We start from the raw sequence: 22,372 nt of genomic DNA on the forward strand, positions 1-22,372 counted from the left end.
CGCGGCGTGTCGTATGCAGACACGCACGCTCGCGCCAAAGGAGGGGGGTTACCGAGCGGGTTTGGTGGCGGCGTGCAGCGCGACGATGCCGCCGGTGAGGTTGCGCCAGCGGACCGTCGACCAACCGGCGTCGGCGATCTGCCGCGCGAGCGTCGGCTGATCGGGCCACGCCCGAATCGATTCGGCCAGATAGACATACGCGTCCGGGTTCGACGACACCGTCCGCGCGACCCGCGGCAGCGCCTGCATCAGATACTCCTTGTAAACGGTGGCGAACAGCCGATTGGTCGGCGTGGAGAACTCGCACACCACCAGCCGTCCGCCCGGTCGCGTCACCCGGGCCATCTCGCGCAGCCCCGCTGCGTGATCAACCACGTTGCGCAGCCCGAAGCTGATCGTCACCGCGTCGAACACCTCGTCGTCGAACGGCAACCGCGTCGCGTCGCCGGCCACCTTGGGCACCTGCCTGCCCTCCCCCGCGGCGAGCATTCCGACCGAGAAGTCGGCCGCTACACACCACGCGCCAGACCGCGCGAGCTCAACTGTCGACACCGCGGTGCCCGCCGCGAGATCGAGCACCTTGTCACCCGCTCCGATGCGCAGCGCCGAACGTGTTGCGCGCCGCCAGAACCGGTCCTGCCCGAGCGACAGCACGGTGTTGGTCAAGTCGTAGCGCCGTGCGACCGCGTCGAACATCGACGCCACCTCGTGCGGGTCCTTGTCCAACGACGCCCTGTTCACCTCCGCGACGCTACCTGTGGTCTTCCGTACAGCGGGAATGGCAGCCGCGTGGTTGGGCATTTAAAGGGTCATGGCAGACAAAGTTTGGTTCATCACCGGGACATCACGTGGCTTCGGCCGGGAGTGGGCGATTGCAGCCTTAGAGCGCGGCGACAAGGTCGCCGCGACCGCTCGCGACACCAAGACGCTGGCCGACCTGGTCGAGAAATACGGCGACGCGCTGCTGCCGATCCGGCTGGACGTCACCGACCGCGAGGCGGACTTCGCCGCGGTCAAGCAGGCACACGACCACTTCGGCAGGCTCGACATCGTGGTCAACAACGCCGGCTACGGCCACTTCGGCTTCATCGAGGAGCTGACCGAGCAGGAGGCCCGCGACCAGCTCGAGACCAACGTCTTCGGCGCACTGTGGGTCACTCAGGCCGCCCTGCCGTTTCTGCGGGCCCAACGCAGCGGGCACATCATCCAGGTGTCGTCGATCGGCGGCATCGTCGCGTTCCAGAACGTCGGCATCTACCATGCCTCCAAGTGGGCGCTCGAAGGTTTCTCGCAGGCGCTGGCCCAAGAGGTCGCGCCGTTCAACATCCACGTCACGCTGATCGAGCCGGGCGGGTTCGATACCGACTGGGCCGGCCCGTCATCCAAGCGCTCGGCCCCGCTGCCCGACTACAAAGAGGTGCACGAGGAAGCCGAACGCATCAGGGCCACCCGCACCGCCAACCCCGGCGACCCGAAGGCATCGGCGGCGGCCATCCTGAAGGTGGTGGACGCGCCGGAGCCGCCGCTGCGGGTGTTCTTCGGGGAGTTACCGCTGTCGCTGGCCAAGGCCGATTACGAGAGCCGCATCAAGACGTGGGAGGAATGGCAGCCGGTTTCGGTGCTCGCTCAAGGCTGATCTAACGCTGCCCGACCGGATATGGCGAACGCGGATGATTTCAACCGCTCGTTAACGGGAATAGAGCGTCGTGCGAAAAAACAGTGGGCGTGAAGAGCATCTGCGCTCCCTACCGGTTGCCCGGCTTCGCGCCGGCAATGCCACAAATACACCGGACGCGCGGGCCTCGCGGTCTGCGGGCGAGAGATGAGCAGAACCATGACAACCCCTAACTGGCTCCGACGGCTGACCATCGGCCTGCTGGCGGCACTCCTGCTACCAGCCTTTATCGCGGTTACCGGCGGTTCGCCGACCGCCTCGGCATACTCGCGGCCAGGGCTGCCGGTGGAAACCCTGATGGTGCCGTCAGCCTCGATGGGCCGCGATATTCCAGTGCGGTTCCAGGGTGGCGGCCCACACGCTCTCTACCTGCTCGACGGTCTGCGCGCCCGCGACGACAACAACGGATGGGACATCGAGACGCCCGCATTTGAGACCTTCTATCAGTCGGGGGTGTCCGTTGTCATGCCCGTCGGCGGAATGTCGAGCTTCTACACCAATTGGCAGGCACCCGCGGTGGGCAACGGCGGCACGTTCAACTACCAGTGGGAAACCTTTTTGACCTCCGAACTGCCCGCATACCTTGCGGCGAACAAGGGCATCTCGCAGAGCGGAAACGCGGTCGTCGGGCTGTCGATGTCGGGCAACTCAGCGCTGATTCTCGCGGCCTATCACCCGAACCAGTTCCGCTTCGCAGGATCCCTGTCGGGGTTCCTGAACCCATCGCAGGGGGTTTGGCCCACGTTGATCGGGTTCGCAATGCGTGATTCGGGCGGTTTCGACGCCACCGCGATGTGGGGGCCCGGCGGCGGACCCGACTGGCAGCGCAACGACCCGACTCTTCAGGCAGGCAAGCTGGCCGCGAACGGCACGCGGCTGTGGGTCTACACCGGCAATGGCACGCCGACAGAGCTGGGCGGAGCGGACCTCCCGGCGACATTCTTGGAAGGGCTGACAAAGGAAAGCAACGTCGCCTTCCAGAACGCTTACACGGCGGCGGGCGGGCACAATGCCACGTTCAACTTCCCGCCGAACGGAACGCACAGCTGGGGATATTGGAATGCCCAGCTCACTGCGATGAAGCCGGACATCCTGCGCACGCTGGGCGCCTGAGGTTCTACGCGGCCTTGGCGCCGCGGGTGCCCAGCACCGCTTCGTAGTGGCCGATGAGCTCATCGCAGATCGCCGGCCACGTGCGGCCCAGCACGCTGCGGCGGGCCGCCACCGAGTAGCGATGCCGTTCGGCGAGCAGGTGATCGACCGACGTCGGCAGCCGGTTTTCGAACTCGCGCACCGGTAGGAGCAGACCGGTGTGCATGGGCGCCACCAGATCTCGCGGTCCGCCGGCGTCCGGTGCGATGACCGGTAGGCCCGACGCCATCGCCTCCTGCACGGCCTGACAGAAGGTCTCATGCTCACCGGGATGGACGAAGATGTCCATGCTGGCGTAGGCGGCGGCAAGATCTTGATCGTACAGCGCTCCGGTGAAAACCGCTGAGGGCAGCATGGATTCGAGCTTTGCACGGTCCACGCCGTCGCCGACGATCACCAGTTGAAGATCGTCGCGGCGGTCCAGCACCGCGAGGCGCTCGACATGCTTCTCGGGTGCCAGCCGACCGACGAAGCCGACGATCGGCTTGCCGGCGGGTGACCAGCGGCGGCGCAACCGCTCATCACGGGCCGACGGCGCGTAGCCGGCGATGTCGACACCGCGCGCCCATTTGTGGACACGGGGAATGCGGTGCACAACAAGGTTTTCCATTGCTGAGGTGGACGGCGCCAGCGTCCGGTCGACGCGGCTGTGCACCATCCGGGTCCACGCCCACGCAGCGCGCGCGGCGAAGCCGATGCCGTAGCTCTCGGCGAACCCGGCAACGTCGGTCTGGAATATCGCCACCGTCGGGACACCGAGACGGCGGGCGGCATGCATCCCACCCCAGCCGAGCAACGCCGGAGACGCGAGGTGGACAACGTCGGGATCGAATCCCCGCAGCACCTTGACGATTCGTGGCCGCGGTACACCCAACGGCAGCGAGGTGATCTTCGGAAACATCCGCGACGGCACCCGGTGGATGCGCACACCGTCGTGGACCCGATCGGCCGGAGCCTCGCCGCGCGGCGTGTCCGGGGCGATGACGAGGACTTCATGGCCATGGTGGCGGAGGTGCTCCATCACCCGAAGCACCGAGTTGGTGACACCGTTGACGTTCGGGAGGAAGGACTCTGCGACGATCGCAACGCGCACACCACGATGGTGGCACTGGCGACTGTCGACGAGGTTGCCTCCGGGGATACGACACGCAAACTCTCGTGCCGAAAGCCAAGTCCACCGTCGTCGCCGGACGGGTATTCTGCGCACAACGGAAGGGCGGTTGACATGCGAATTCCCCGCGCAGCGGTGGCGTTGACGGCGGCCCTGGTTCTGAGCGTTGCCGGTTGCACGAACCAGATCACCGGCACCGCGACACAGGATCCGACACAGCCGCCGCTTGCGCTCAGCGATGACGGATACGGCATCGTCGCGGGCTACCCCGACGCGCCGGTGCAGATCGAGTTGTTTACCGAACCGCAGTGCGACCACTGTGAGGAGCTGCAGGCCGCTTACGGCGCGGAGATCGAACGCTCGATAAACCTCGGTGAGCTCGCAGTGACCTACCGGCCGCTGACGTTTCTGGACACTCCGAACACCGACGAGCATTCGGCGCGGGTGGCCAATGCGTTGTTCCTCGCCGTCGGGGCGCCCGAGGAGACCGACGAAGCGAACATGGCGTCCGGCCCGGAGTTTCAGCGTTTCGTCGAAGACCTGTGGGCCCACCAACAGCCCGGCGGCCCGGGGCCCAGCGACGCGCAGATGGCCGAAATGGCCGAGGACGCCGGGATGCCCGCCGACGTCGCGGACAGGATCGCCAGCGGCGACAAAGCCCAAAACGTCAGCATCGGCGAGATGGCCGCCTACAACTACGGCGCATTGATCGGTATCGACCCGATAACTACCGGCACACCAACGGTTTACGATCTCAGCACCCAGGAGAAGGTGAACCTTCAGGACAAAGACTGGCTGGACAAACTGTTGGACTCGGCCTGACGGGTCAGCCTGCGTTCGAAGAACATCAGCCCCGTCAACGCCGCGGCCGCGACGAGCCAGCCGACCACCGCGATGGATCCGGCGGGAATGATCGCCAGCGCCGCGTTGCGGTCCTGCACCCGCACGAGGTCGGGGTTGTTCTTGTCGTATTCGACGTAAATCCGCATGCCCGTGTCCAATTCGGATGGATAGAGCACACCGAGTTCGGGCCGATAGGTGACGCGGTCGGGCGTGACGAACTCGATGGTCGAGCGCCGCGGGCCGGCGCTGAGCACCTCGGCGGCGGCAACACCCATGTGGGCTTCGATCTGGCGGTCGTTGCGCCACGCGCCGAGCACCAGCAGCATTGACTGCACCGTCACCAGACACGCGGCGAGCACAACGCCGATGCGCATCCGCCGGAAGATCCGCGCGGCGCGGGTCTCGCCGGGTTCGCCGTAGAGGTGCGGAATTATGGTGCGCACCAACCGTTTGACCCGTTCGATCACAGCGCGGCCTTGATCGACGCATGCAGCGCCCGCAACGACGACCGGTCGGCCTTCACCTCCAGCACCCGCATGCCGTCGAACGGCTCACTCAACGCGTCCGCCAGATCGTCGATCTCCATCTGCCTGCTGTCGACGTGGTAGGCGCGGCACAGGGCACCGACGTCGACGTCGTGCGGGGTGCCGAAGATGCGCGACGACACGTCGGAGAACCGGGGGTCGCCCTGCTCGAGAAGTTCGAAGATGCCGCCGCCGTTGTCGTTGGACACCACGATCGTCAGCTGCCGCGGCGTCGGCTCGGTCGGCCCGATCAACAGGCCCGAGCTGTCGTGCACGAAGGTCAGGTCGCCAATGAGCGCGATGGTCCTGCTCAGCCCACGCCCGCCACCCGCCCCCTGGTGGGCCAGCGCCGCCCCGATCGCGGTCGACACCGTCCCGTCGATGCCGGCCACGCCGCGGTTGGACCGGACCTTGATGCCATGCGGGTTGAGGCCTACCAGCGCCGCGTCGCGGACCGGATTCGAAGCGCCGAGCACCAACTGGTCGCCCTCGCGCAACGAGTCGGCGACCGCGGCGGCGACGTGCAACCCGGTCGTCAGCGGGTGCGCCTTGAGCTGGCTGCGCACCGCCTCGTTGGCCTGCCTGTTGAGCGCCGCACAGCGGCGCAGCCACGCCGGATTCGGCGCGCCGGCGGTGACCGCACGGGTGCCGGTGGCCTGCGAGTTTCCGGACACATCTGGCCAGCGCGGGCCGGTGGTCAGCGCGTACACGGGCACCGATGGGTCGGCCAGCAGCGCCGACACCGGTCGGTGCAGTGTCGGGCGGCCCAGCATGATGACCTGCTGGGGGCGCAGCAGCGGCAGGGCCAACGGGTGCAGCGGGTTCTCGGCGGGAGGGGCGGTGGGCTCGGCAACGGTGGGCAGCGCCGCAAGATTCGGGTGCGCGCCCGCGCCGTGCCCGGCAATGACGAGAGTGTCCGGCGTCAGGTCGATGTCGACGGGCTGGTCGAACGTCACCGGCGGGGTATAGGTCCACGGCTTGCCGCCGGGCCGCCCCGGCGGTGCGTAGACGGCCGACGGGTCGTTGTCGCGGTCGGGCACCAGCGGTTCGCGCAGCGGGATGTCGAACTGCACCGGGCCGGCGTTCGCGGTGCGGGAACCGGTGGCCGCCACCAACACTCGACACGTCGCCGACCGCCACTGCGCGTTGAACGTGTCGAGTTCACCCGGCGCGGCACCCTTCAACTCGGGCGCGAGTCCTAGGCTGATGTTGGCCCGCATCTGCGTGCCGAAGTAGCCCAGCTGCTCCATCGTCTGGTTCGCACCGGTGCCCAGCAGCTCATAGGGCCGGTTGGCCGACAGCACGATCAGCGGCACACGCGCGTAGTTGGCCTCCACCACCGCAGGTCCGAGGTTGGCCACGGCGGTGCCGGACGTCATCGCCACGCATACCGGCGCACCCTCGGCCACGGCGAGCCCGATCGCCAGGAAGCCGGCGGTGCGTTCGTCGATGCGGACGTGAAGCCGGAGCCGGCCGGCACGGTCGGCATCGTGCAGCGCGAACGCCAAGGGCGCGTTGCGGGACCCGGGGCAGAGCACGACATCGCGGACGCCGCCGCGAATCAGTTCGTCGACGACGACACGGGCCTGTGTCGTCGAGGGGTTCACACTTACAGCCTATTCGGCGAAGAAATTGAGCGCCGCGGCGTTGACTTGCTTGGGCTTCTCCAGGAAGCCGAGGTGGCCGGCATCACGGATCTCCAGGTAGCGGCCATTGGGTATGGCGTCGGCAACCTCACGTCCGAGATGGGCCGGCAACGCGAGGTCGTCGCTGAACCCGATGACAAGCACCGGGGCGGCGATACTCCGATAGGCCGGCAGCCGGTTCTCGCGCGGGGCGACCTCGTGCTGCGCCCGCATGCCGGGCGTCGACTTCGACGGCCACATCGTGAACATGTCGATCCAGTCGCGCACCGCTTTGTCGTCATTGAGCGTCTTCGGCGAGAAGCTCTCCACCAGCCGCAGCTTGGCGTCGTAGGAAGCAGGCAGCTCGATACCGGAGTCGGCGAGCTCGCGTTCGGCGGTGCGGAAGAATTCGCGGGTGCGGTCGTGGCGGCCCCTGGTGGCCATCAGCACCGCCGAGCGGACCAATTCCGGACGTGCCAGCATCAACTCCTGGGCGATGAACGAGCCCATCGACACCGACACGATGCGGGCGGGCGCGGCGTCGAGCTTCTCGATCAACGCGGCGGTGTCGGCGACCATCTGCTCGATGCCGAAATCGGAGGCTTGCTCGGTGGCGCCGATCCCCCGGTTGTCGAACGTGATGGTGCGATAGCCCGCCCGCTGGAACTCGGGCACCTGGTGAAGGTGCCAGGTGCGCCCAGCGCCGCCTCGGCCGGCGATGAACAGCACCGGTTCGCCGGAGCCGTGGTCCTCGAAAGCCAGATTCACGCAGCCGAGGCTACGCGAGTGGCTTCGGCGTGCTCAGTTGCGCGCGGCGCAGCCAGTCACGCCGAAACCGCATCGCGGGCGCGGCCCTTGCGACGCCTGCCCCGCACGCGGTCGATCGCATGGTCCCACAGCAGGCCCGTCGCGGCCTTGAGCTGCTTGGGCTTGACCAGGTCCTTCGACATGAACGCCGTCGCCGTCGCCTTGGTGGCCGCCGACGCCTTCGACATGTGACCGGAGTCGAAAGGCGGCTGCGGGTCGTACTCCATCGACAGCTGGATCGCCTTGGCGCGGCCCTCGCCGCTGATCTGACCGACGAGCCACAGCCCGAGGTCGATGCCCGCCGACACGCCGGCGGCGGTCACGATCTTGTGCGTGTCGTCGGCGACGACGATGCGCTGGTCCCCGACGGGTGTGACGCCCAGGGCCTTCAACGCTGTCAGCGCCGCCCAGTGCGACGTGGCACGCTTGCCTTCGAGCAGGCCGGCCGCGGCGAGCAGCAACGAACCCGAGCACACCGACGTCGTCCACGTAGCGGTTTGATGCGTGCGGCGCAGCCATTCGAGCACCTTCTCGTCGCGGGCATGTTCCAGCGACGTCATGCCGCCCGGAATGAGAATGATGTCGGGAGACGGTGTTTCGTCGAACGAATGGGTGGCGCCGACGAGCAACACACCCGAGTCGGCGGTGATCGGGCCCGGCTGGTGCCAGACGAAGCGCACCTCGGCGTCGGGCAGCCATCGCAGGCATTCATACGGGCCGATGAAATCCAGTGCGGTGAAGCCGGGGTACAGCACGATCGCGATCTGCATGATTCCTCCTCTAGGCGAACGTCTTGCGGTAATGGTCGGGTGAAACACCCAGTCGTCGGATGAAATTGCGGCGCATGGTTTCTGCGGTGCCGAAACCGCACCGCGCGGCGATGGCGCTGACGGTGTCGTCGGTCTCCTCGAGTTGTCTGCGGGCGGCCTCGGTGCGGATGCGGTCGACGTAGGCCCCCGGTGCTTCGCCGACCTCGTCAGTGAAGACCCTGGTGAAGTGTCGCGGGCTCATCGCGGCGCGGCGGGCCAGATCCGAGATAGTGTGCGCGGCACCGGGTTCGGCCTCGATAACTTCCTGCACGGCCCGGATCGTCGGACGGTTCGCCCTCGGCATCCACACCGGTGCGGCGAACTGGCTCTGCCCGCCGGGCCGCCGCAGGTACAGCACCAAGTAGCGGGCGATTGTCTGCGCGATGTCGGTGCCGTGATCCTCCTCGACGAGCGACAGCGCCAGGTCGATGCCGGCCGTGACACCGGCCGCCGTCCATACCGTCGGCGAGCTACGCACGAAAATAGGATCGGGATCGACTGCAACAGTTGGGAATTCGCGAGCGAGATCATCGGCGAACGCCCAATGGGTGGTCGCCCGGCAGCCGTCCAGCAGGCCCGCCTCCGCGGCCAGGAAGGCGCCGGTGCAGACGCTGACGACGCGGCGCGCGCTGCCTGCGACGGCCTTGACCCAGTCGACGATGTCGGGGTTCTTGCGGACCTCATCGAGTCCCCACCCGCCGGGCAGCACCACGGTGTCGATGCCGTCGTGCGGGTCGGGAAGCGGGCGGGCAACCAGCACCAGTCCTGTTCCGGTGGTGACCGGCTCTCCCCCGGCCGACGCGATCGTCACGTCGTACCCGTCGTCCGATCGGCCCTTGGCGGCCAGGCTCAGCGTCGCGCTGGTGAAGACATCGAACGGCCCCACCATGTCGAGCGCCTGAACCCCGGGATAGCCCAGGATCACCACGGACCGCGTCATGCACCATAGTGTTCGCCACCGGGCGCAATGTCGTCTACGCCATGTATCCCACAAATCAGGACATCCGCGTCAGATGCCATCGAACAGCCTGAACATCGCGGAACGGTCATTAACATAGCTGATGTGCCCGCCACGTTACGCAAGTTCTTCGAATTCGAGATGACGATCGCCGAATGGATCGGAACGGCCATCCTCGCCGGTATCCCCTACCTGATCATCGGCGCCATATGGTCATTTACCCACACCGATCATCTGGCCGACATGAGCGGTGCCGACCGCGTCGTGTCACTGCTCGGCTCAATCGTGAGCTGGCCCGTGCTCCTGTTTTCTGATGTGTGCATGGCATGACCGGTAACCGCATCTCGATCACCAGACGGACCGCCCGCTGGGACCCCGACGCCGAGGTCTCGGTGAAGGACGCCATGGACTTCTGGTCGTTCGCCGGCGCCGCGGCCAACGTGGTGATGCAGCTGGCCCGCCCTGGCGTCGGCTACGGCGTCGTGGAGAGCAAGGTTGATTCCGGCAGCATCCTCAAGCACCCGTGGAAGCGGCTGCGGACCACGTCGCAGTATCTCGCGGTCGCGGTGTTCGGCAACGAGAGCGACCGAGCGGCCTTCCGCGCTGCAGTCGACGGCGCGCACAGGCAGGTGGTCTCCACGCCCGCGAGCCCCGTGCGTTACAACGCGTTCGACCGCGATCTCCAGATGTGGGTGGCGGCCTGCCTTTTCGTGGGTCTCGAGGACACGTATATGTTGCTGCGCGGCGAGATGACGCCGCAGCAAGCCGAGCAGTTGTACCGGTCGGCGTGGCCGTTGGGCACGACGTTGCAGGTGACCGAGGACCAGTGGCCGGCGACCCGCGCTGAGTTCGACGCCTACTGGGATGATGCGTGCAAGCAGGTCACCATCGACGAGCCGGTGCGCGCCTACCTGATGGAGTTGGTCAACCTTCGGATGATCAGTCCCCTTCTCGGACTACCGTTTCGGCCACTGTTGAAGTTCCTCACCGTCGGTTTCCTCGCTCCGGTGTTTCGTGACGCGCTCGGTGTGCGGTGGGGCGCAGGCAGGCAGCGGCTTTTCGAATGGTTGTTCCTGCTGGTGGCTTTCGTCAACCGATTCCTGCCGGTGTTCATCCGCCAGGGCGGCAGCTTTCTTGTCCTCGCCGACGTGCGCAGGCGGGCCCGCACGCACAGCAGCTTGGTGTAACGGTGACGCGACTGCGGTGGCTGTTGAGCCGGAAGGTGAGCATCGCGGCGATGCTCGAGTTCGCGATGTGGATCGCGATTCCCTATCTGGCCATCGGCATCGCGTGGACCTTTTTCAACGCCGACGATGTCTCCCGTATCGGAACCCAGTGGGAGACCAAGCTTCCGGCAGGATCGGAATTGGTGGCGTTCGGTGCCTCGTCGGCTGCTTGGCCGTTTCTGCTATTCGGCCATGAGATCTGCGCGCCCTGACGCATAACAGGCCTCGACCCGGTCGATCCACCACTGCCGGCGATCGGGCCGTGCCGCGAGTGCGGCAATCCTGGCCGGGTCGGGGACGACCGCCGACGCGGGCAGATAACCGTCGACCGGTATCAGCGGTTCGGCCACGTCGTCGACGAACAGTCCCCCAGTGCCCAGCCCGCAGGCGTGTTGCAGTCGCGGCAGCGCGCCCGCGGCCAACAGTCCCCGTCCGATGCCGACCGCGGAGTCCAGTGCGCTGGACACCACCACAGGAATGTCGATCTGCCCGGCGATCTGCAGCAACGTCGCGACGCCGCCCAGTGGGGCGACCTTCAGTACGGCGATATCGGCGGCTCCGGAGCGCACGACATGCAGCGGGTCGTCGGCCTTGCGGATGCTTTCGTCGGCCGCGATCGGCACGTCCACCAAGCGCCGCAGCTCGGCCAGTTCCGGAACGGTCGCGCAGGGCTGCTCCAGATACTCCAGCGGTCCGTCGGCGGTCAACGCAGCGGCCGCCCTCGCCGCCTCGCCGACGCTCCATCCGCCGTTCGCGTCGACCCGCACCGCGCGCACATGTTCGCGGACGGCGTTGACGCGGGCCACGTCGTCGGCGAGCGTCTGGGCCTGCTCGGCGACCTTCACCTTGGCGGTGTGCGCGCCGGGAAACCGGGCCAGCACATCGGGCACCTGCGCGGCGGGCACAGCAGGAACGGTCGCGTTGATCGGGATGGCATCGCGCACGATGGGCGGCGGCGCGACGTAGGCCGCCTCGATCGCAGCGGCCAGCCAGGACGCCGCTTCAGCCGGCGGGTACTCGAGGAATGCACCGAATTCGCCCCAGCCGGCGGGGCCTTCGATCAGTGCGAGTTCGCGGACCGTGATGCCGCGGAACCTCACCCGCATCGGCAGGGACACGACATGCAGACGGTCGAGGACGTCCGTTACGGGCGGCACAGCGTCGATTATCCGTAAACCCGCCGGCCCGCCATATATGTGGCACGGACTTCGAGATCGGCGATCTGCTCGGCCGGCACCGCGCGCGGATCCGCGGACAGCACAACGAAATCCGCATACTTGCCGACTTCCAGCGAGCCGATCACGTCGTCGCTGAACAACTGCCACGCCGCGTCGATCGTCTGCGCCCGGATGGCCTGCTCGACGGTCAACCGCTGCTCAGCGCCGAGCACCCGTCCGCTCGGTGCGATTCGGGTAGCTGCCACGCTGATGTTTCGCAGCGGCTCCTCGGGGGTGACCGGCGGGTCGTTGTGCAGCGAGATGCGCATGCCGGTCCCGACAGCGGAACCGCACGGCATCCAACGGGATCCGTGCTCGCGGCCGAACAACCCGTCGACGATGATGTCGCCCCAGTAGTGGATCTGGTCGACGAAGATGCTGCAGGTGACCCCGAGATCGGCTGCGCGGCTGAGCTGTTCGTCGGAGATGGCGCCGACGTGCTCCAACCGCAGCCGGTGATCGGCGCGCGGGTGCTTGTTCAATATCTGCTCGTACACGTCGAGGATGGTGTCCACGCCCTTGTCGCCCTGCACGTGACACGCCATCTGCCAGCCGAGCGGAAAGTAAGCCTCGACGATTTCCGTGAGCTGCTTGCGGGTGTAGTTCGCATGCCCGCATGAGCCCGGCGTCACGCCGATGGTGCGGGTAGCCGCGGTGTCCAAATAGGGGAACGACAGGTCGATGTTGCCGATCCACGGTGACCCGTCGACCCAGATCTTGATGCCGACCTGCCGGACGGTGTCGTCGCCGTTGTCCACCGATGCGTCGGTGGACAACTTCGCGGTCGACATCTCGTAGGTGCGCAGCCGGACGGTCAGCCGATCGCGCAGCTGGTCGAGCACCGGACGGAACAGCGGGTCGAAGGCCATTTCCGAACACGTCGTCAACCCCGCGCGGTTGAGCCGGGCGCATTCGGCCAGCAGCATCGCCGGATAGTCACCGGGCTGAATTGCCCCGGCCAGCAACGGGAAGACGGCGCCGGTCTCCTCGGCGGTGCCGTCCAGCCCTCCGGATGCGTCCCGGCCGTACCGGGCGCCCTTGGGATCGGGCGAGTCACGGTTCAGCCCGATGTTCGCGGCGGCCGCGGAGTTGAAGAACGCCTTGTGCCCGGAGTTGTGCACGATCACCAGCGGGTTGTCGGGCGCGATGCCGTTGAGCCAGTCCAGCGTCGGCTCGGGAAGCCCGTTCTGCAGCAGCGGGTCCCAGCCGTTGAGATAGGCGCCGTCGGCTCCCCGCTTGGCTACCTCGGCCTTGATGGCGGCGACGACGTCGTCCGGGTCCCGGATCGTGACGGGCCGGATGTCGACCATGCGATCGGACAGCACGATCGCTTCCATTAACGGATGCCCGTGCGCTTCGACCAGACCGGGCAGCGCACAGCCGTCGCCGATGTCGAGGATTTCGGTGTCGGAGCCGATCAGCGGTTCGACGTCGGCGCGGCTGCCGACGGCGGTGATGCGGCCATCGGCGACGGCCATCGCCTCGGCAGTCGGGCGCGCGTCGTCGACGGTCAGCAGGGTTCCGTGGATGACGAGCTGTGCGGTGGCCACGCGGCCAATCTTCGCCGAATGTCGCGCCGTACAGCCCACCGACGCGCCCAGCCCAGGCCGTGGCGGCCTGGCTGGGACTGAGAGATTTCCGTCGGGCGGATTCAGCCGCCGAGCGCGGTGGCCTCGGCCTCCATCTGCGCGGCTTGTGCCTCGAGCGCAGCGGCCTGGTTCTCCATGTCGAGCCTGGCCTGGGTGCCTGGGAGCTGCAGTGTCGCGTTGACGCGCAGCTGGTTGGCCTGCTCACGCAGCGTCGCGGCGTTGGCCTTCAGATCCTTGGCCTTCTTCGCGTCGTCTATCTTCTTCTGCTCGTCGATCTTCTTCTGCTCGTCGATCTTCTTCTGCTCCTCGATCTTCTGCTCCTCGATCTTGGCCTGACCGGTGGTGTTGATCGAGTCGTCGGGCTGGCCCTGCACGACGGGCGCCTGCTGAACCGGGGCCTGCTGGACCGGAGCCTGCTGGACCGGCGCTTGGCCGGGGACCGTGATGACGCGGGGGGCCGGGTTGTTTACGACAACCGGCGCAGCCGAGGCGGATCCTCCCAGCGACGGGATGCTGATTTCCGACGGAATGTTGAAGACGGTCGACGGAGCGCTCTGTGCGCTGGTGGTCTGGACGTTGGACTGCTTCATGCCCAACACGATCGCGAAGGCGGCGATACCTACGGCGAGCAGCGCCAGTGCACCGGCCGCCACCTTGACGCCCGAGTTCTGGGGGGCGGCAGGCACGGCAACGTATTGGGGCTGCGGAGCGGGTGCGTAGTAGGTGCTGGGCTGGCCGTAGTAGCTGTTCATGATCTCTCCCTCGTGGCGGTTTGTGCTGCTCTCACGGGTAGGAGCGATGGGCAGCGGGCAATCGCACACTTTTTGGAGATGTTTTTGGAAACTTTTTCGCGGCGGGTGTCGATTCGGACTCGGTGCCGCTCGACGTGTCAACGGGGGCACGATGGACGCGCCCCTTCACCACCGATCGAAGGAGACGAAACACAATGTCGCGCTACATGATGATCATGCGGTCCACCCCCGAGGCCGAGGCCGCGATGGCAGAGGCCAACATCGACTTCGACCAGGTCTTCGAGCAGATGGGCCGCTTCAACGAGGAGCTCATCAAGGCCGGCGTGCTGCTGGCCGGCGAGGGTCTGACCGGGCCCGAGGAGGGTTTCGTCGTCGACTTCAACTCCGACCCGCCTGTCGTCACCGACGGTCCGTACACCGAAGCCAAGGAGTTGTTCAACGGCTTCTGGATCATTGACGTCTCCTCGATCGAGGAGGCCAAGCAGTGGGCCCAGCGAATCCCGCTCGGCAAGGGCGTCAAGGTCGAGGTGCGGCGGGTCTCGGATACCGAGGAGTTCCCCCTGGACAACCCGTGGGTGCAGAAGGAGATCCGGTGGAAGGCCGAGCTCGCCGAAAAGATCGCGGCACGGGCGCGTGCGGACGCTGACAGGCTCACCTGAGGAGCGAGCCGCAAATCTGAATCTTCGCACAGACGGCTGCTCCTGATTCGGCTGCAGAAGCTTCAGGTTCGGCGGCTGAGGACCGCCTAGCCGACCTTGGTCAGGGTGAAGCTGCCTTGGTAGCTCGCCCCGGCTGGGTCGCCACAGCCGTCGGCAGCCTGAGTGTTGACGGCGGTGCCGGTCAATGTCGCGGCGTCGAAGGAGAAGGCAACTTCGCCTGGGATGGTGACGATGTCATTTGGCGGCTTGCAGCGGACCGCCTGAGCTGTTTGGACCGTCATGTTCCACTGTCCGCCGGCGAGCTGCGCGCGTCCGCCGTACGGTGCGACCCTCGGGTCAGTGACGGGTGTGACGGCGACGTCGGCGCACCCGAGCCCGCAGGGCGTGATCGACCACGTAGCGAGCCTGCCGGTGTCGGACTGGTAGCTGTAGGTGCCGCTCAACTCTGGCGCCGCGGAATCGGGAGGCCCGCCGGCCCAAGCGGGGACTGCCGTCCCGATCGCCGCGCCGGCTGCGATGACGAACGCCGCGCTCAGCTCGCGAATCATGGTCATGCCAGTCCTCTCGTTGACGCTGGATTCGTCGGCTCGTTATATGTGTCCGGGCATTCCGCCCATCCCACCGATGTGGGCGGCTCCGCCGATCCCGCCGATACCGCCGATGTGAGGCCCGCCGCCCATACCACCCAGTCCGCCCATAGGTGGCGGTGCGACCGGCGCCATCGGTGGCGGTGCGATCGGCGCCATCGGTGGCGCTGCGACCGGCGCCGGTGCGATCGGCGCCATCGGTGGCGCTGCGACCGGTGGTGGCGGTGGCGCAGGAGGCGGTGTCGGTAGCGCGTAAGGGCCTCCGGCACAGACCGGGTTGGCCGGCTGGCTTATGCACGCGGTGTCGTCTGGGCCAGTGGGAATGCCCGTGCCGGCGGGAAGCGCCGCAGGCGCATACGGACCGCCCTGACACGCCGGATTCGTCGGCTCTTGGATGCACTCTGGGTCATCCGGGCCAGTGGGAGCCTGAAGTGGAACGGGCAATCTAATCGGGACAGGCGCGGCGTTTGACTGAGCACCCGGCCCCCAGGCGGCGATCAGCGCAACTGCCGCGGCCACCGCACTCCTCGCCACCGCGCGGCACATCGTCCCCGTCATCTATCGCTCCTCTATGCCGCCTCGAGCGACGCGGTCGCTCCAAAGTTATTGACGCTAAAGCTAATTGGTCAAAGGTCTCACGCGAAGGGGTGCCGCAACTGGCACGCTAACGCGTGAATTCACATCGGAGGTGCGTTCGACGAAATCTCTCCACGGGCCACGCCGCGTCACTGCTCGCGGATGCGGATGCGGATGGGTCCGCGCCACGCGGCGTCCGCGTCGAGCACGGCGCCGCCCTGGGTGATTTCGACGTCGCCCTGTCGCGCCAGTTCGCGTGCGACGTCCCGGGCTTGATCCATCAAGTCGCGCCAGCTCTCACCGCCGACGGCACGCGCCGCGTCGGATGGGCAGATGCTTTTGGCTGGCCCGCGCTCCTGGGCCAGCCGCAGGATCATCTCCCGCAGCCGCTGATCTGTCACGACTATGAGAACCCCGATCCACCGGCCCTTGAAACCATTTCTGTAACACGTTCTAATCTGTTTGCATGACCGACTCACTGCTGCGTCATCCCATTCATTCCGGGCACCTCACCGTCGGCGCGCTGAAGCGCAACAAGGACAAGCCGGTGCTGTTCCTCGGTGACACCACGCTGACCGGTGGCGAGCTGGCCGACCGCATCAGCCAGTACATTCAGGCCTTCGAGGCACTGGGCGCAGGGACCGGCAGCGCCACCGGTCTGCTGTCGCTCAACCGGCCCGAGGTGTTGATGATCATCGGCGCCGGCCAGACACAGGGCTACCGCCGCACGGCACTACACCCTCTCGGCTCGCTCGACGACCACGCGTACGTCCTCAACGATGCAGGCGTCACCTCGCTGATCATTGACCCCAACCCGATGTTCGTCGAGCGGGCCAAGGGTCTGCTGGAGAAGGTGCCTGGGCTGAAGCAGGTCCTGACGATCGGGCCGGTGCCGTCGGAGTTGGCGGATGTCGCCGTCGACCTGACCGCTGAGGCCGCGAAGTATGAGCCGCAACCGTTGGTGGCCGCCGACCTGCCGCCGGATCACATCGGCGGCATGGCCTACACCGGCGGGACGACCGGCAAGCCCAAGGGTGTGATCGGCACCGTGCAGTCGATCACGACGATGACGACGATCCAGCTCGCCGAGTGGGAGTGGCCGGAACGCCCGAAGTTCCTGATGTGCACCCCGCTGTCGCATGCGGGTGCGGCGTTTTTCGTGCCGACCATCATCAAGGGCGGCGAGCTGGTGGTGCTGACGAAGTTCGATCCGGCCGAGGTGCTGCGCACGATCGAAGAGCAGAGGATCACAGCGACGATGCTGGTGCCGTCGATGATCTACGCGTTGATGGACCATCCTGACAGCCACACCCGCGACCTGTCGTCGCTGGAGACCGTGTACTACGGCGCATCGGCGATGAACCCGGTGCGGTTGAAGGAGGCGATCGACCGCTTCGGCCCGATCTTCGCGCAGTACTACGGGCAGTCCGAGGCGCCGATGGTGATCACCTACCTGTCGAAGAAGGATCACGACGAGAAGCGGTTGACGTCGTGCGGGCGGCCGACGGTGTTCTGCCGGACTGCGCTGCTCGACACCGACGGCAACCCGGTGCCGCAGGGCGAAGTCGGCGAGATATGCGTCAGCGGTCCGCTGGTGTCCGGCGGCTACTGGAACAAGCCCGAGGCGACGGCGGAGACGTTCCGGGACGGCTGGATGCACACCGGTGATCTGGCCCGCGAAGACGAGGACGGCTTCTGGTACATCGTCGACCGGACCAAGGACATGATTGTCACCGGCGGATTCAACGTGTTCCCGCGCGAGGTGGAAGACGTTGTCGCCGAACACCCTTCGGTCGCGCAGGTCTGCGTGATCGGCACACCGGACGAAAAGTGGGGCGAGGCGGTGACCGCGGTCATCGTGCTGCGGCCCGACGTTCCCAGTGACGACGAGTCCATCGCGAAGGTGACGGCAGAGATCCAGGCCGCGGTCAAAGAGCGCAAGGGTTCAGTGCAGTCGCCCAAGCAGGTGATCGTCGTCGACTCTGTGCCCGTCACCGCGCTGGGCAAGCCCGACAAGAAGGCCGTGCGGGCGCAGTTCTGGGAAGGCGCAGAGCGAGCCGTCGGCTGAGCCGACAAATTCGGCACCGTCGGCTGAGCCGACAAATTCGGCACCGTCGGCTGAGCCGACAAATTCAGTACCGTCGGCTGAGCCGAGGGTCGGCACAATGGGGGCGTGCCGACCGATCTACGCCAAACCGTGGACGCGGTGTGGCGCATGGAGGCCGCCAAGATCGTCGCGACGCTGACGCGCACCGTCGGCGACGTCGGACTGGCCGAGGATCTGGCGGCCGACGCGCTCGTCGACGCGCTGACGCAATGGCCCACCGGCGGCGTGCCCCGCAATCCGGCGGCGTGGCTGACCACCGTCGCCAAGCGCAAGGCAATCGACCACTGGCGCAGGAGCGAGAACCTCGGCACCAAATACGCGGCGCTGGCCCATGACCTGGAAACCCACATCGACGAGCCCGCATGGGATCCCGACCGCATCGACGACGATGTGCTGCGGCTGATCTTCATCTCGGCTCATCCCGTGCTGTCGCGCGAAGGACAGATCGCGTTGACCCTGCGCGTGGTGGGCGGCCTCACCACCGAGGAGATCGCCCGAGCGTTCCTCACCTCGACGTCCACCGTCGCGGCTCGCATCACCCGGGCCAAAAAGGCTTTGGCCGCTGCACATGTGCCGTTCGAGGTGCCAGACCGTGCGGAATACCCACAGCGGCTATCGGCGGTGTTGGCGGTGATCTACCTGATCTACAACGAGGGCTACTCGGCGTCGTTCGGGGAGCGGTGGATTCGAGACGAACTTTGCCGTGAGGCGCTTCGCCTCGGCCGGATACTCGCCGCGCTGGTGCCCGACCAGCCCGAGGTGCACGGGCTGGTGTCGTTGATGGAGTTTCAGTCATCGCGGTTCGCGGCGCGAACGGATGCGGCCGGGGCGCCGATCCTTCTCAAGGACCAGGACCGCACGAAGTGGGACCGCGCGCAGATCGGTCGCGGGGTGGCCGCGCTGGAGCGCGCGGCGCAGGCGATCGAGAAGAGGGGCACCGGTTGGGGCCCCTATGCACTGCAGGCCGCGCTGGCCGAATGTCATGCCACCGCGCCGACCGCCGCCGAAACCGATTGGAGCCGGATCGTCGCGCTGTATGACGGGCTGATGCAGATTTCGGCGTCGCCGGTCGTCGAACTGAACCGGGCCGTCGCGGTGGCGATGGCGGATCCGTCGGACGGCCCCCGTCGCGCACTGGAGATCGTCGACTCGCTGAGCGGGTTGGATGGGTCGTATCTGTTGCCGAGCGTCCGCGGTGAGCTGCTTGCCCGCCTCGGCCGCGCTGACGAGGCCGCCGCCGAGTTCGCCAAGGCAGCCGAGCTCACGGACAACGAGCGGGAACGAGAGGTGCTGGCCGAAAAGGCATTTCGCGTCCAGCGGTAGGGTCGCCAACTATGACAGACCGTGTCGCGCCACCGCGGTGGCTGAAGCCCTTGAACAAGGTGTTCATGGTCGTGCTGCGGTTGGGGTTGCCGATCTCGCGCGTCGAGTCGCCGGTGATCCTGACCGTGCCGGGCCGCAAATCCGGCAAGCCGCGTTCCACGCCGGTCACGCCGCTGGCCGTCGATGGCGAGCGCTACGTCGTCAACGGCTACCCCGGGGCCGACTGGGTCGACAACGTCCGCGTCGCCGGCGAAGTGACGCTGACACAGGGCCGACGCACGGAACGGGTGCGGATGGTGGAGATGTCGCCGACGGATGCGCGCCCGGTGCTGCGGGCGTTTCCTGCAGCGGTGCCGACAGGCGTCGAGTTGATGAAGCGCGTGGGGCTGCTGGCCGAGGGCACACCCGACGAAATGCAGACCCTGGCGGGGCGTTGCCCGGTGTTCAGGATCGAGCCGGTCACGTAGCGTCGAATTATGTCTGACAGCAAGCGAATTCGGCCGCCCTGGTGGCTGAAGTACGTCAACAGGGTGATGGTCGGGATTCAGCGACTGGGCTTTGGGTTCGGCGGCAAGGGCCCGGTCATCCTGGTCACGCGCGGCCGCAAGTCGGGAAAGCTGCGCTCGACGCCGATCACGCCGATGACCGTCGACGGCACCCGCTACGTGCTGGGAGGGCTGCCCAGCAGCGACTGGGCGGCGAATGTCCGCGCCGCGGGCGAGGTCGAGCTGCGGCAGGGGCGCAACACCGAACGCGTCCGCATGGTCGAGCTGTCCCCGGATGAGGCCAGACCGTTGCTTCGACTGTTTCCAGTGGAAGTGCCCACCGGCGTGAGCTTTCTGAAGAACGCGGGATTAGTGACAGGACCCAATCCCGACGAATACGAAGCGCTTGCCGGACGCTGTCCCGTCTTCCGAATGGACCCGGCTTAAAGTCGACGGGATGAGCACCACGGCGAGCAGCGAATCCGGCACCGCGGACAATCCGTTCAACCCCGACCTGTGGCGGCCGGTCGACGGCTTCGAGCTGACCGACATCACCTATCACCGCCACCTCGACCAGCCCACGGTCCGGGTCGCCTTCGACCGCCCCGAGGTACGCAACGCCTTTCGCCCGCACACCGTCGACGAGCTCTATCGCGTGCTCGACCACGCGAGGATGTCGCCGGATGTCGGCGTCGTCCTGCTCACCGGAAATGGGCCGTCGCCGAAAGACGGCGGCTGGGCCTTCTGTTCCGGCGGCGACCAACGCATCCGCGGTCGCAGCGGCTACCAGTACGCCTCGGGCGAGACGGCCGACACCGTCGACGTGGCCCGTGCCGGCAGGTTGCACATCCTCGAGGTGCAGCGGCTGATCCGATTCATGCCCAAGGTCGTCATCTGCCTGGTGAACGGATGGGCCGCCGGCGGCGGACACAGCCTGCACGTGGTGTGCGACCTGACGCTGGCCAGCCGCGAGCATGCCCGGTTCAAGCAGACCGACGCCGACGTCGGCAGCTTCGACGGCGGCTACGGCAGCGCGTATCTCGCTAAGCAGGTCGGGCAGAAGTTCGCCCGCGAGATCTTCTTCCTCGGCAGGCCATATACGGCTGAGCAGATGCACGCGATGGGCGCCGTCAACGAGGTCGCCGACCACGCCGATCTCGAAACGGTGGCATTGGAGTGGGCCGCGGCGATCAACGGCAAGTCGCCGCAGGCGATCCGGATGCTGAAGTACGCGTTCAACCTGACCGACGACGGGCTCGTCGGACAGCAGCTGTTCGCCGGCGAGGCGACGCGGTTGGCGTACATGACCGACGAGGCCGTCGAGGGCCGCGACGCGTTCCTGGAGAAACGCGACCCCGACTGGAGCCCGTTTCCTCGCTATTTCTAGAGCGATTTCGGCGTGATTTCCCGCGACCAGGGCGGGTTTTCACGCCCGAATCGAGCGGTCCGTAGACTCCACGGGTGAGTAAGAGCCCATTGCGGCGGCTGGCCGATGAGCTGGTGCTGGCCAGCATGCGTCCCCCCGTCGCCCCTCAGCTGATGCTGTATCGACCGGGGCAGCGAGACGTCGACCTCAACGGCAAGCGCATCATGCTCACCGGCGCCTCCTCGGGCATCGGCGAGGCCGCCGCAGAGAAGTTCGCCCGCCGCGGCGCCACCGTCGTTGTCGTGGCGCGACGCAAGGAGCTGCTCGACGCGGTCGCCGGCCGGATCCTGGCCAAGGGTGGCGACGCGGTGGCCATCGACTGCGACCTGGCCGACCTCGACGCCGTCGATGCGCTGGCCGCGCGCGTCGAGGAGACGATCGGCGGCGTGGACATCCTCGTCAACAACGCGGGCAAGTCGATCCGCCGGCCGCTGGCCGAGTCGCTCGAGCGGTGGCATGACGTCGAGCGGACGATGACCTTGAATTACTACTCGCCACTGCGGCTGATCCGCGCGCTGGCCCCCGGCATGCTCGAGCGCGGCGAGGGCCACATCATCAACGTCGCCACGTGGGGTGTGTTGAGTGAATCTTCGCCCCTATTCGGCGTTTACAACGCGTCGAAGGCGGCCCTGTCGGCGGTGAGCCGGGTCATCGAAACCGAGTGGGCGCGCAAGGGCGTGCACTCGACGACGCTGTACTACCCGTTGGTGGCCACCCCGATGATCGCGCCGACAAAGGCCTATCAGGGCCTGCCCGCGCTCACGCCTGCCGAGGCGGCGGACTGGATGGTGACCGCCGCACGCACCCGGCCGGTGCGCATCGCGCCGCGAATGGCCGTCACGGCCAAGGCCATCGACACTGTCGCCCCCAGCTGGCTCAACGCGATCATGAAGCGACAGCGGGTGCAGCCCAGCGCGTGAG

The 22,372-nt window shown here is 67.1% G+C and carries 26 protein-coding genes; 13 read left to right on the forward strand and 13 right to left on the reverse strand.

Annotation, left to right across the window (positions count from 1 at the left end; genetic code table 11):
• Positions 1–48: 48 nt before the first annotated feature.
• A complete protein-coding gene (locus A5651_RS14130) occupies positions 49–741 on the reverse strand; it encodes a demethylmenaquinone methyltransferase (RefSeq protein ID WP_066981721.1) in 693 nt (230 codons plus the stop codon).
• Between the two features lie 70 nt (positions 742–811).
• Between A5651_RS14130 and A5651_RS14135 the strand changes: the two genes are divergently transcribed.
• The gene (locus tag A5651_RS14135) at positions 812–1,636 is read left to right on the forward strand and encodes an SDR family oxidoreductase (protein WP_066981559.1); all 825 of its coding nucleotides are present in this window, start codon (positions 812–814) and stop codon (positions 1,634–1,636) included.
• Positions 1,637–1,834: 198 nt separating this feature from the next.
• Entirely contained in the window at positions 1,835–2,788 is a 954-nt protein-coding gene (locus tag A5651_RS14140) for an esterase family protein (RefSeq protein WP_066981724.1), read from the forward strand.
• Between the two features lie 4 nt (positions 2,789–2,792).
• Here A5651_RS14140 and A5651_RS14145 read toward each other — a convergent pair whose 3' ends face one another.
• Positions 2,793–3,920: a glycosyltransferase family 1 protein gene (locus A5651_RS14145; RefSeq protein WP_066981563.1), complete on the reverse strand. Its 1,128-nt coding sequence runs from the start codon at positions 3,918–3,920 to the stop codon at positions 2,793–2,795.
• A 132-nt stretch (positions 3,921–4,052) separates the two neighbouring features.
• Between A5651_RS14145 and A5651_RS14150 the strand changes: the two genes are divergently transcribed.
• A complete protein-coding gene (locus A5651_RS14150) occupies positions 4,053–4,760 on the forward strand; it encodes a thioredoxin domain-containing protein (RefSeq protein WP_066981566.1) in 708 nt (235 codons plus the stop codon).
• On the opposite strand, the gene A5651_RS14155 is transcribed toward A5651_RS14150, so the two are convergent.
• From A5651_RS14155 to A5651_RS14175, 5 genes are read right to left on the reverse strand one after another with little or no spacing between them, the layout of a single operon-like run.
• On the reverse strand, positions 4,718–5,248 hold the full coding sequence (locus tag A5651_RS14155; protein WP_066981569.1) for a DUF3592 domain-containing protein: 531 nt from the start codon (positions 5,246–5,248) through the stop codon (positions 4,718–4,720). The two genes, A5651_RS14150 and A5651_RS14155, sit on opposite strands and share 43 nt — an antisense overlap.
• Entirely contained in the window at positions 5,245–6,912 is a 1,668-nt protein-coding gene (gene menD, locus A5651_RS14160) for a 2-succinyl-5-enolpyruvyl-6-hydroxy-3-cyclohexene-1-carboxylic-acid synthase (RefSeq protein WP_066981572.1), read from the reverse strand. The genes A5651_RS14155 and menD overlap by 4 nt, the downstream gene beginning before the upstream one ends.
• A gap of 9 nt (positions 6,913–6,921) precedes the next feature.
• Positions 6,922–7,698, reverse strand: coding sequence for an alpha/beta fold hydrolase (locus A5651_RS14165; protein ID WP_066981576.1), 777 nt, complete (start codon positions 7,696–7,698; stop codon positions 6,922–6,924).
• A 56-nt stretch (positions 7,699–7,754) separates the two neighbouring features.
• On the reverse strand, positions 7,755–8,507 hold the full coding sequence (locus A5651_RS14170; protein ID WP_066981580.1) for a DJ-1/PfpI family protein: 753 nt from the start codon (positions 8,505–8,507) through the stop codon (positions 7,755–7,757).
• 10 nt (positions 8,508–8,517) lie between these two features.
• Positions 8,518–9,486: a GlxA family transcriptional regulator gene (locus A5651_RS14175; protein WP_066981583.1), complete on the reverse strand. Its 969-nt coding sequence runs from the start codon at positions 9,484–9,486 to the stop codon at positions 8,518–8,520.
• A gap of 123 nt (positions 9,487–9,609) precedes the next feature.
• On the opposite strand from A5651_RS14175, the gene A5651_RS14180 reads away from it, so the two are divergent.
• The 3 genes from A5651_RS14180 to A5651_RS14190 are packed head-to-tail and all read left to right on the forward strand — an operon-like array spanning position 9,610 to position 10,942.
• On the forward strand, positions 9,610–9,834 hold the full coding sequence (locus A5651_RS14180; protein WP_066981587.1) for a hypothetical protein: 225 nt from the start codon (positions 9,610–9,612) through the stop codon (positions 9,832–9,834).
• Complete coding sequence (locus A5651_RS14185) at positions 9,831–10,691, forward strand: oxygenase MpaB family protein (RefSeq protein WP_066981589.1); 861 nt, start codon at positions 9,831–9,833, stop codon at positions 10,689–10,691. The genes A5651_RS14180 and A5651_RS14185 overlap by 4 nt, the downstream gene beginning before the upstream one ends.
• Positions 10,692–10,693: 2 nt before the next feature.
• On the forward strand, positions 10,694–10,942 hold the full coding sequence (locus tag A5651_RS14190; RefSeq protein ID WP_156662909.1) for a hypothetical protein: 249 nt from the start codon (positions 10,694–10,696) through the stop codon (positions 10,940–10,942).
• On the opposite strand, the gene A5651_RS14195 is transcribed toward A5651_RS14190, so the two are convergent.
• The 3 genes from A5651_RS14195 to A5651_RS26310 form a co-directional block, all read right to left on the reverse strand.
• Positions 10,913–11,899, reverse strand: a complete 987-nt coding sequence (locus tag A5651_RS14195; protein WP_197496620.1) for an o-succinylbenzoate synthase — start codon at positions 11,897–11,899, stop codon at positions 10,913–10,915. The genes A5651_RS14190 and A5651_RS14195 overlap by 30 nt on opposite strands.
• Positions 11,896–13,497, reverse strand: a complete 1,602-nt coding sequence (locus A5651_RS14200; protein ID WP_066981593.1) for an amidohydrolase — start codon at positions 13,495–13,497, stop codon at positions 11,896–11,898. Before A5651_RS14200 ends, A5651_RS14195 begins: the two co-directional genes overlap by 4 nt.
• A 101-nt stretch (positions 13,498–13,598) precedes the next feature.
• On the reverse strand, positions 13,599–14,288 hold the full coding sequence (locus tag A5651_RS26310; RefSeq protein WP_066981597.1) for a hypothetical protein: 690 nt from the start codon (positions 14,286–14,288) through the stop codon (positions 13,599–13,601).
• A gap of 194 nt (positions 14,289–14,482) precedes the next feature.
• On the opposite strand from A5651_RS26310, the gene A5651_RS14210 reads away from it, so the two are divergent.
• The gene (locus A5651_RS14210; RefSeq protein WP_066981600.1) at positions 14,483–14,947 is read left to right on the forward strand and encodes a YciI family protein; all 465 of its coding nucleotides are present in this window, start codon (positions 14,483–14,485) and stop codon (positions 14,945–14,947) included.
• 86 nt (positions 14,948–15,033) lie between these two features.
• Here A5651_RS14210 and A5651_RS14215 read toward each other — a convergent pair whose 3' ends face one another.
• The 3 genes from A5651_RS14215 to A5651_RS14225 all read right to left on the reverse strand — a co-directional run bounded on the left by A5651_RS14215 (position 15,034) and on the right by A5651_RS14225 (position 16,511).
• Complete coding sequence (locus A5651_RS14215) at positions 15,034–15,501, reverse strand: hypothetical protein (RefSeq protein WP_066981603.1); 468 nt, start codon at positions 15,499–15,501, stop codon at positions 15,034–15,036.
• 36 nt (positions 15,502–15,537) lie between these two features.
• On the reverse strand, positions 15,538–16,092 hold the full coding sequence (locus A5651_RS25730; RefSeq protein ID WP_197496618.1) for a hypothetical protein: 555 nt from the start codon (positions 16,090–16,092) through the stop codon (positions 15,538–15,540).
• 167 nt (positions 16,093–16,259) lie between these two features.
• A complete protein-coding gene (locus A5651_RS14225; protein ID WP_255361813.1) occupies positions 16,260–16,511 on the reverse strand; it encodes a DUF3253 domain-containing protein in 252 nt (83 codons plus the stop codon).
• 65 nt (positions 16,512–16,576) lie between these two features.
• Here A5651_RS14225 and fadD8 point away from each other — a divergent pair, with 65 nt between their 5' ends.
• The 6 genes from fadD8 to A5651_RS14255 all read left to right on the forward strand — a co-directional run bounded on the left by fadD8 (position 16,577) and on the right by A5651_RS14255 (position 22,371).
• Positions 16,577–18,178: a fatty-acid--CoA ligase FadD8 gene (gene fadD8 / locus A5651_RS14230; RefSeq protein WP_066981609.1), complete on the forward strand. Its 1,602-nt coding sequence runs from the start codon at positions 16,577–16,579 to the stop codon at positions 18,176–18,178.
• Between the two features lie 147 nt (positions 18,179–18,325).
• Complete coding sequence (locus A5651_RS14235; protein ID WP_197496621.1) at positions 18,326–19,540, forward strand: RNA polymerase sigma factor; 1,215 nt, start codon at positions 18,326–18,328, stop codon at positions 19,538–19,540.
• Positions 19,541–19,551: 11 nt separating this feature from the next.
• Positions 19,552–20,007, forward strand: coding sequence for a nitroreductase family deazaflavin-dependent oxidoreductase (locus A5651_RS14240; protein ID WP_066981616.1), 456 nt, complete (start codon positions 19,552–19,554; stop codon positions 20,005–20,007).
• Positions 20,008–20,016: 9 nt separating this feature from the next.
• A complete protein-coding gene (locus A5651_RS14245) occupies positions 20,017–20,472 on the forward strand; it encodes a nitroreductase family deazaflavin-dependent oxidoreductase (protein WP_066981619.1) in 456 nt (151 codons plus the stop codon).
• A gap of 10 nt (positions 20,473–20,482) precedes the next feature.
• Positions 20,483–21,412, forward strand: coding sequence for a 1,4-dihydroxy-2-naphthoyl-CoA synthase (locus A5651_RS14250; RefSeq protein ID WP_066981621.1), 930 nt, complete (start codon positions 20,483–20,485; stop codon positions 21,410–21,412).
• Between the two features lie 74 nt (positions 21,413–21,486).
• Complete coding sequence (locus A5651_RS14255) at positions 21,487–22,371, forward strand: SDR family oxidoreductase (RefSeq protein WP_066981624.1); 885 nt, start codon at positions 21,487–21,489, stop codon at positions 22,369–22,371.
• Position 22,372: the final 1 nt, after the last annotated feature.

Origin of the sequence: Mycobacterium sp. 1274761.0 (assembly GCF_001668615.1) — a bacterium.
Lineage (GTDB): Bacteria > Actinomycetota > Actinomycetes > Mycobacteriales > Mycobacteriaceae > Mycobacterium.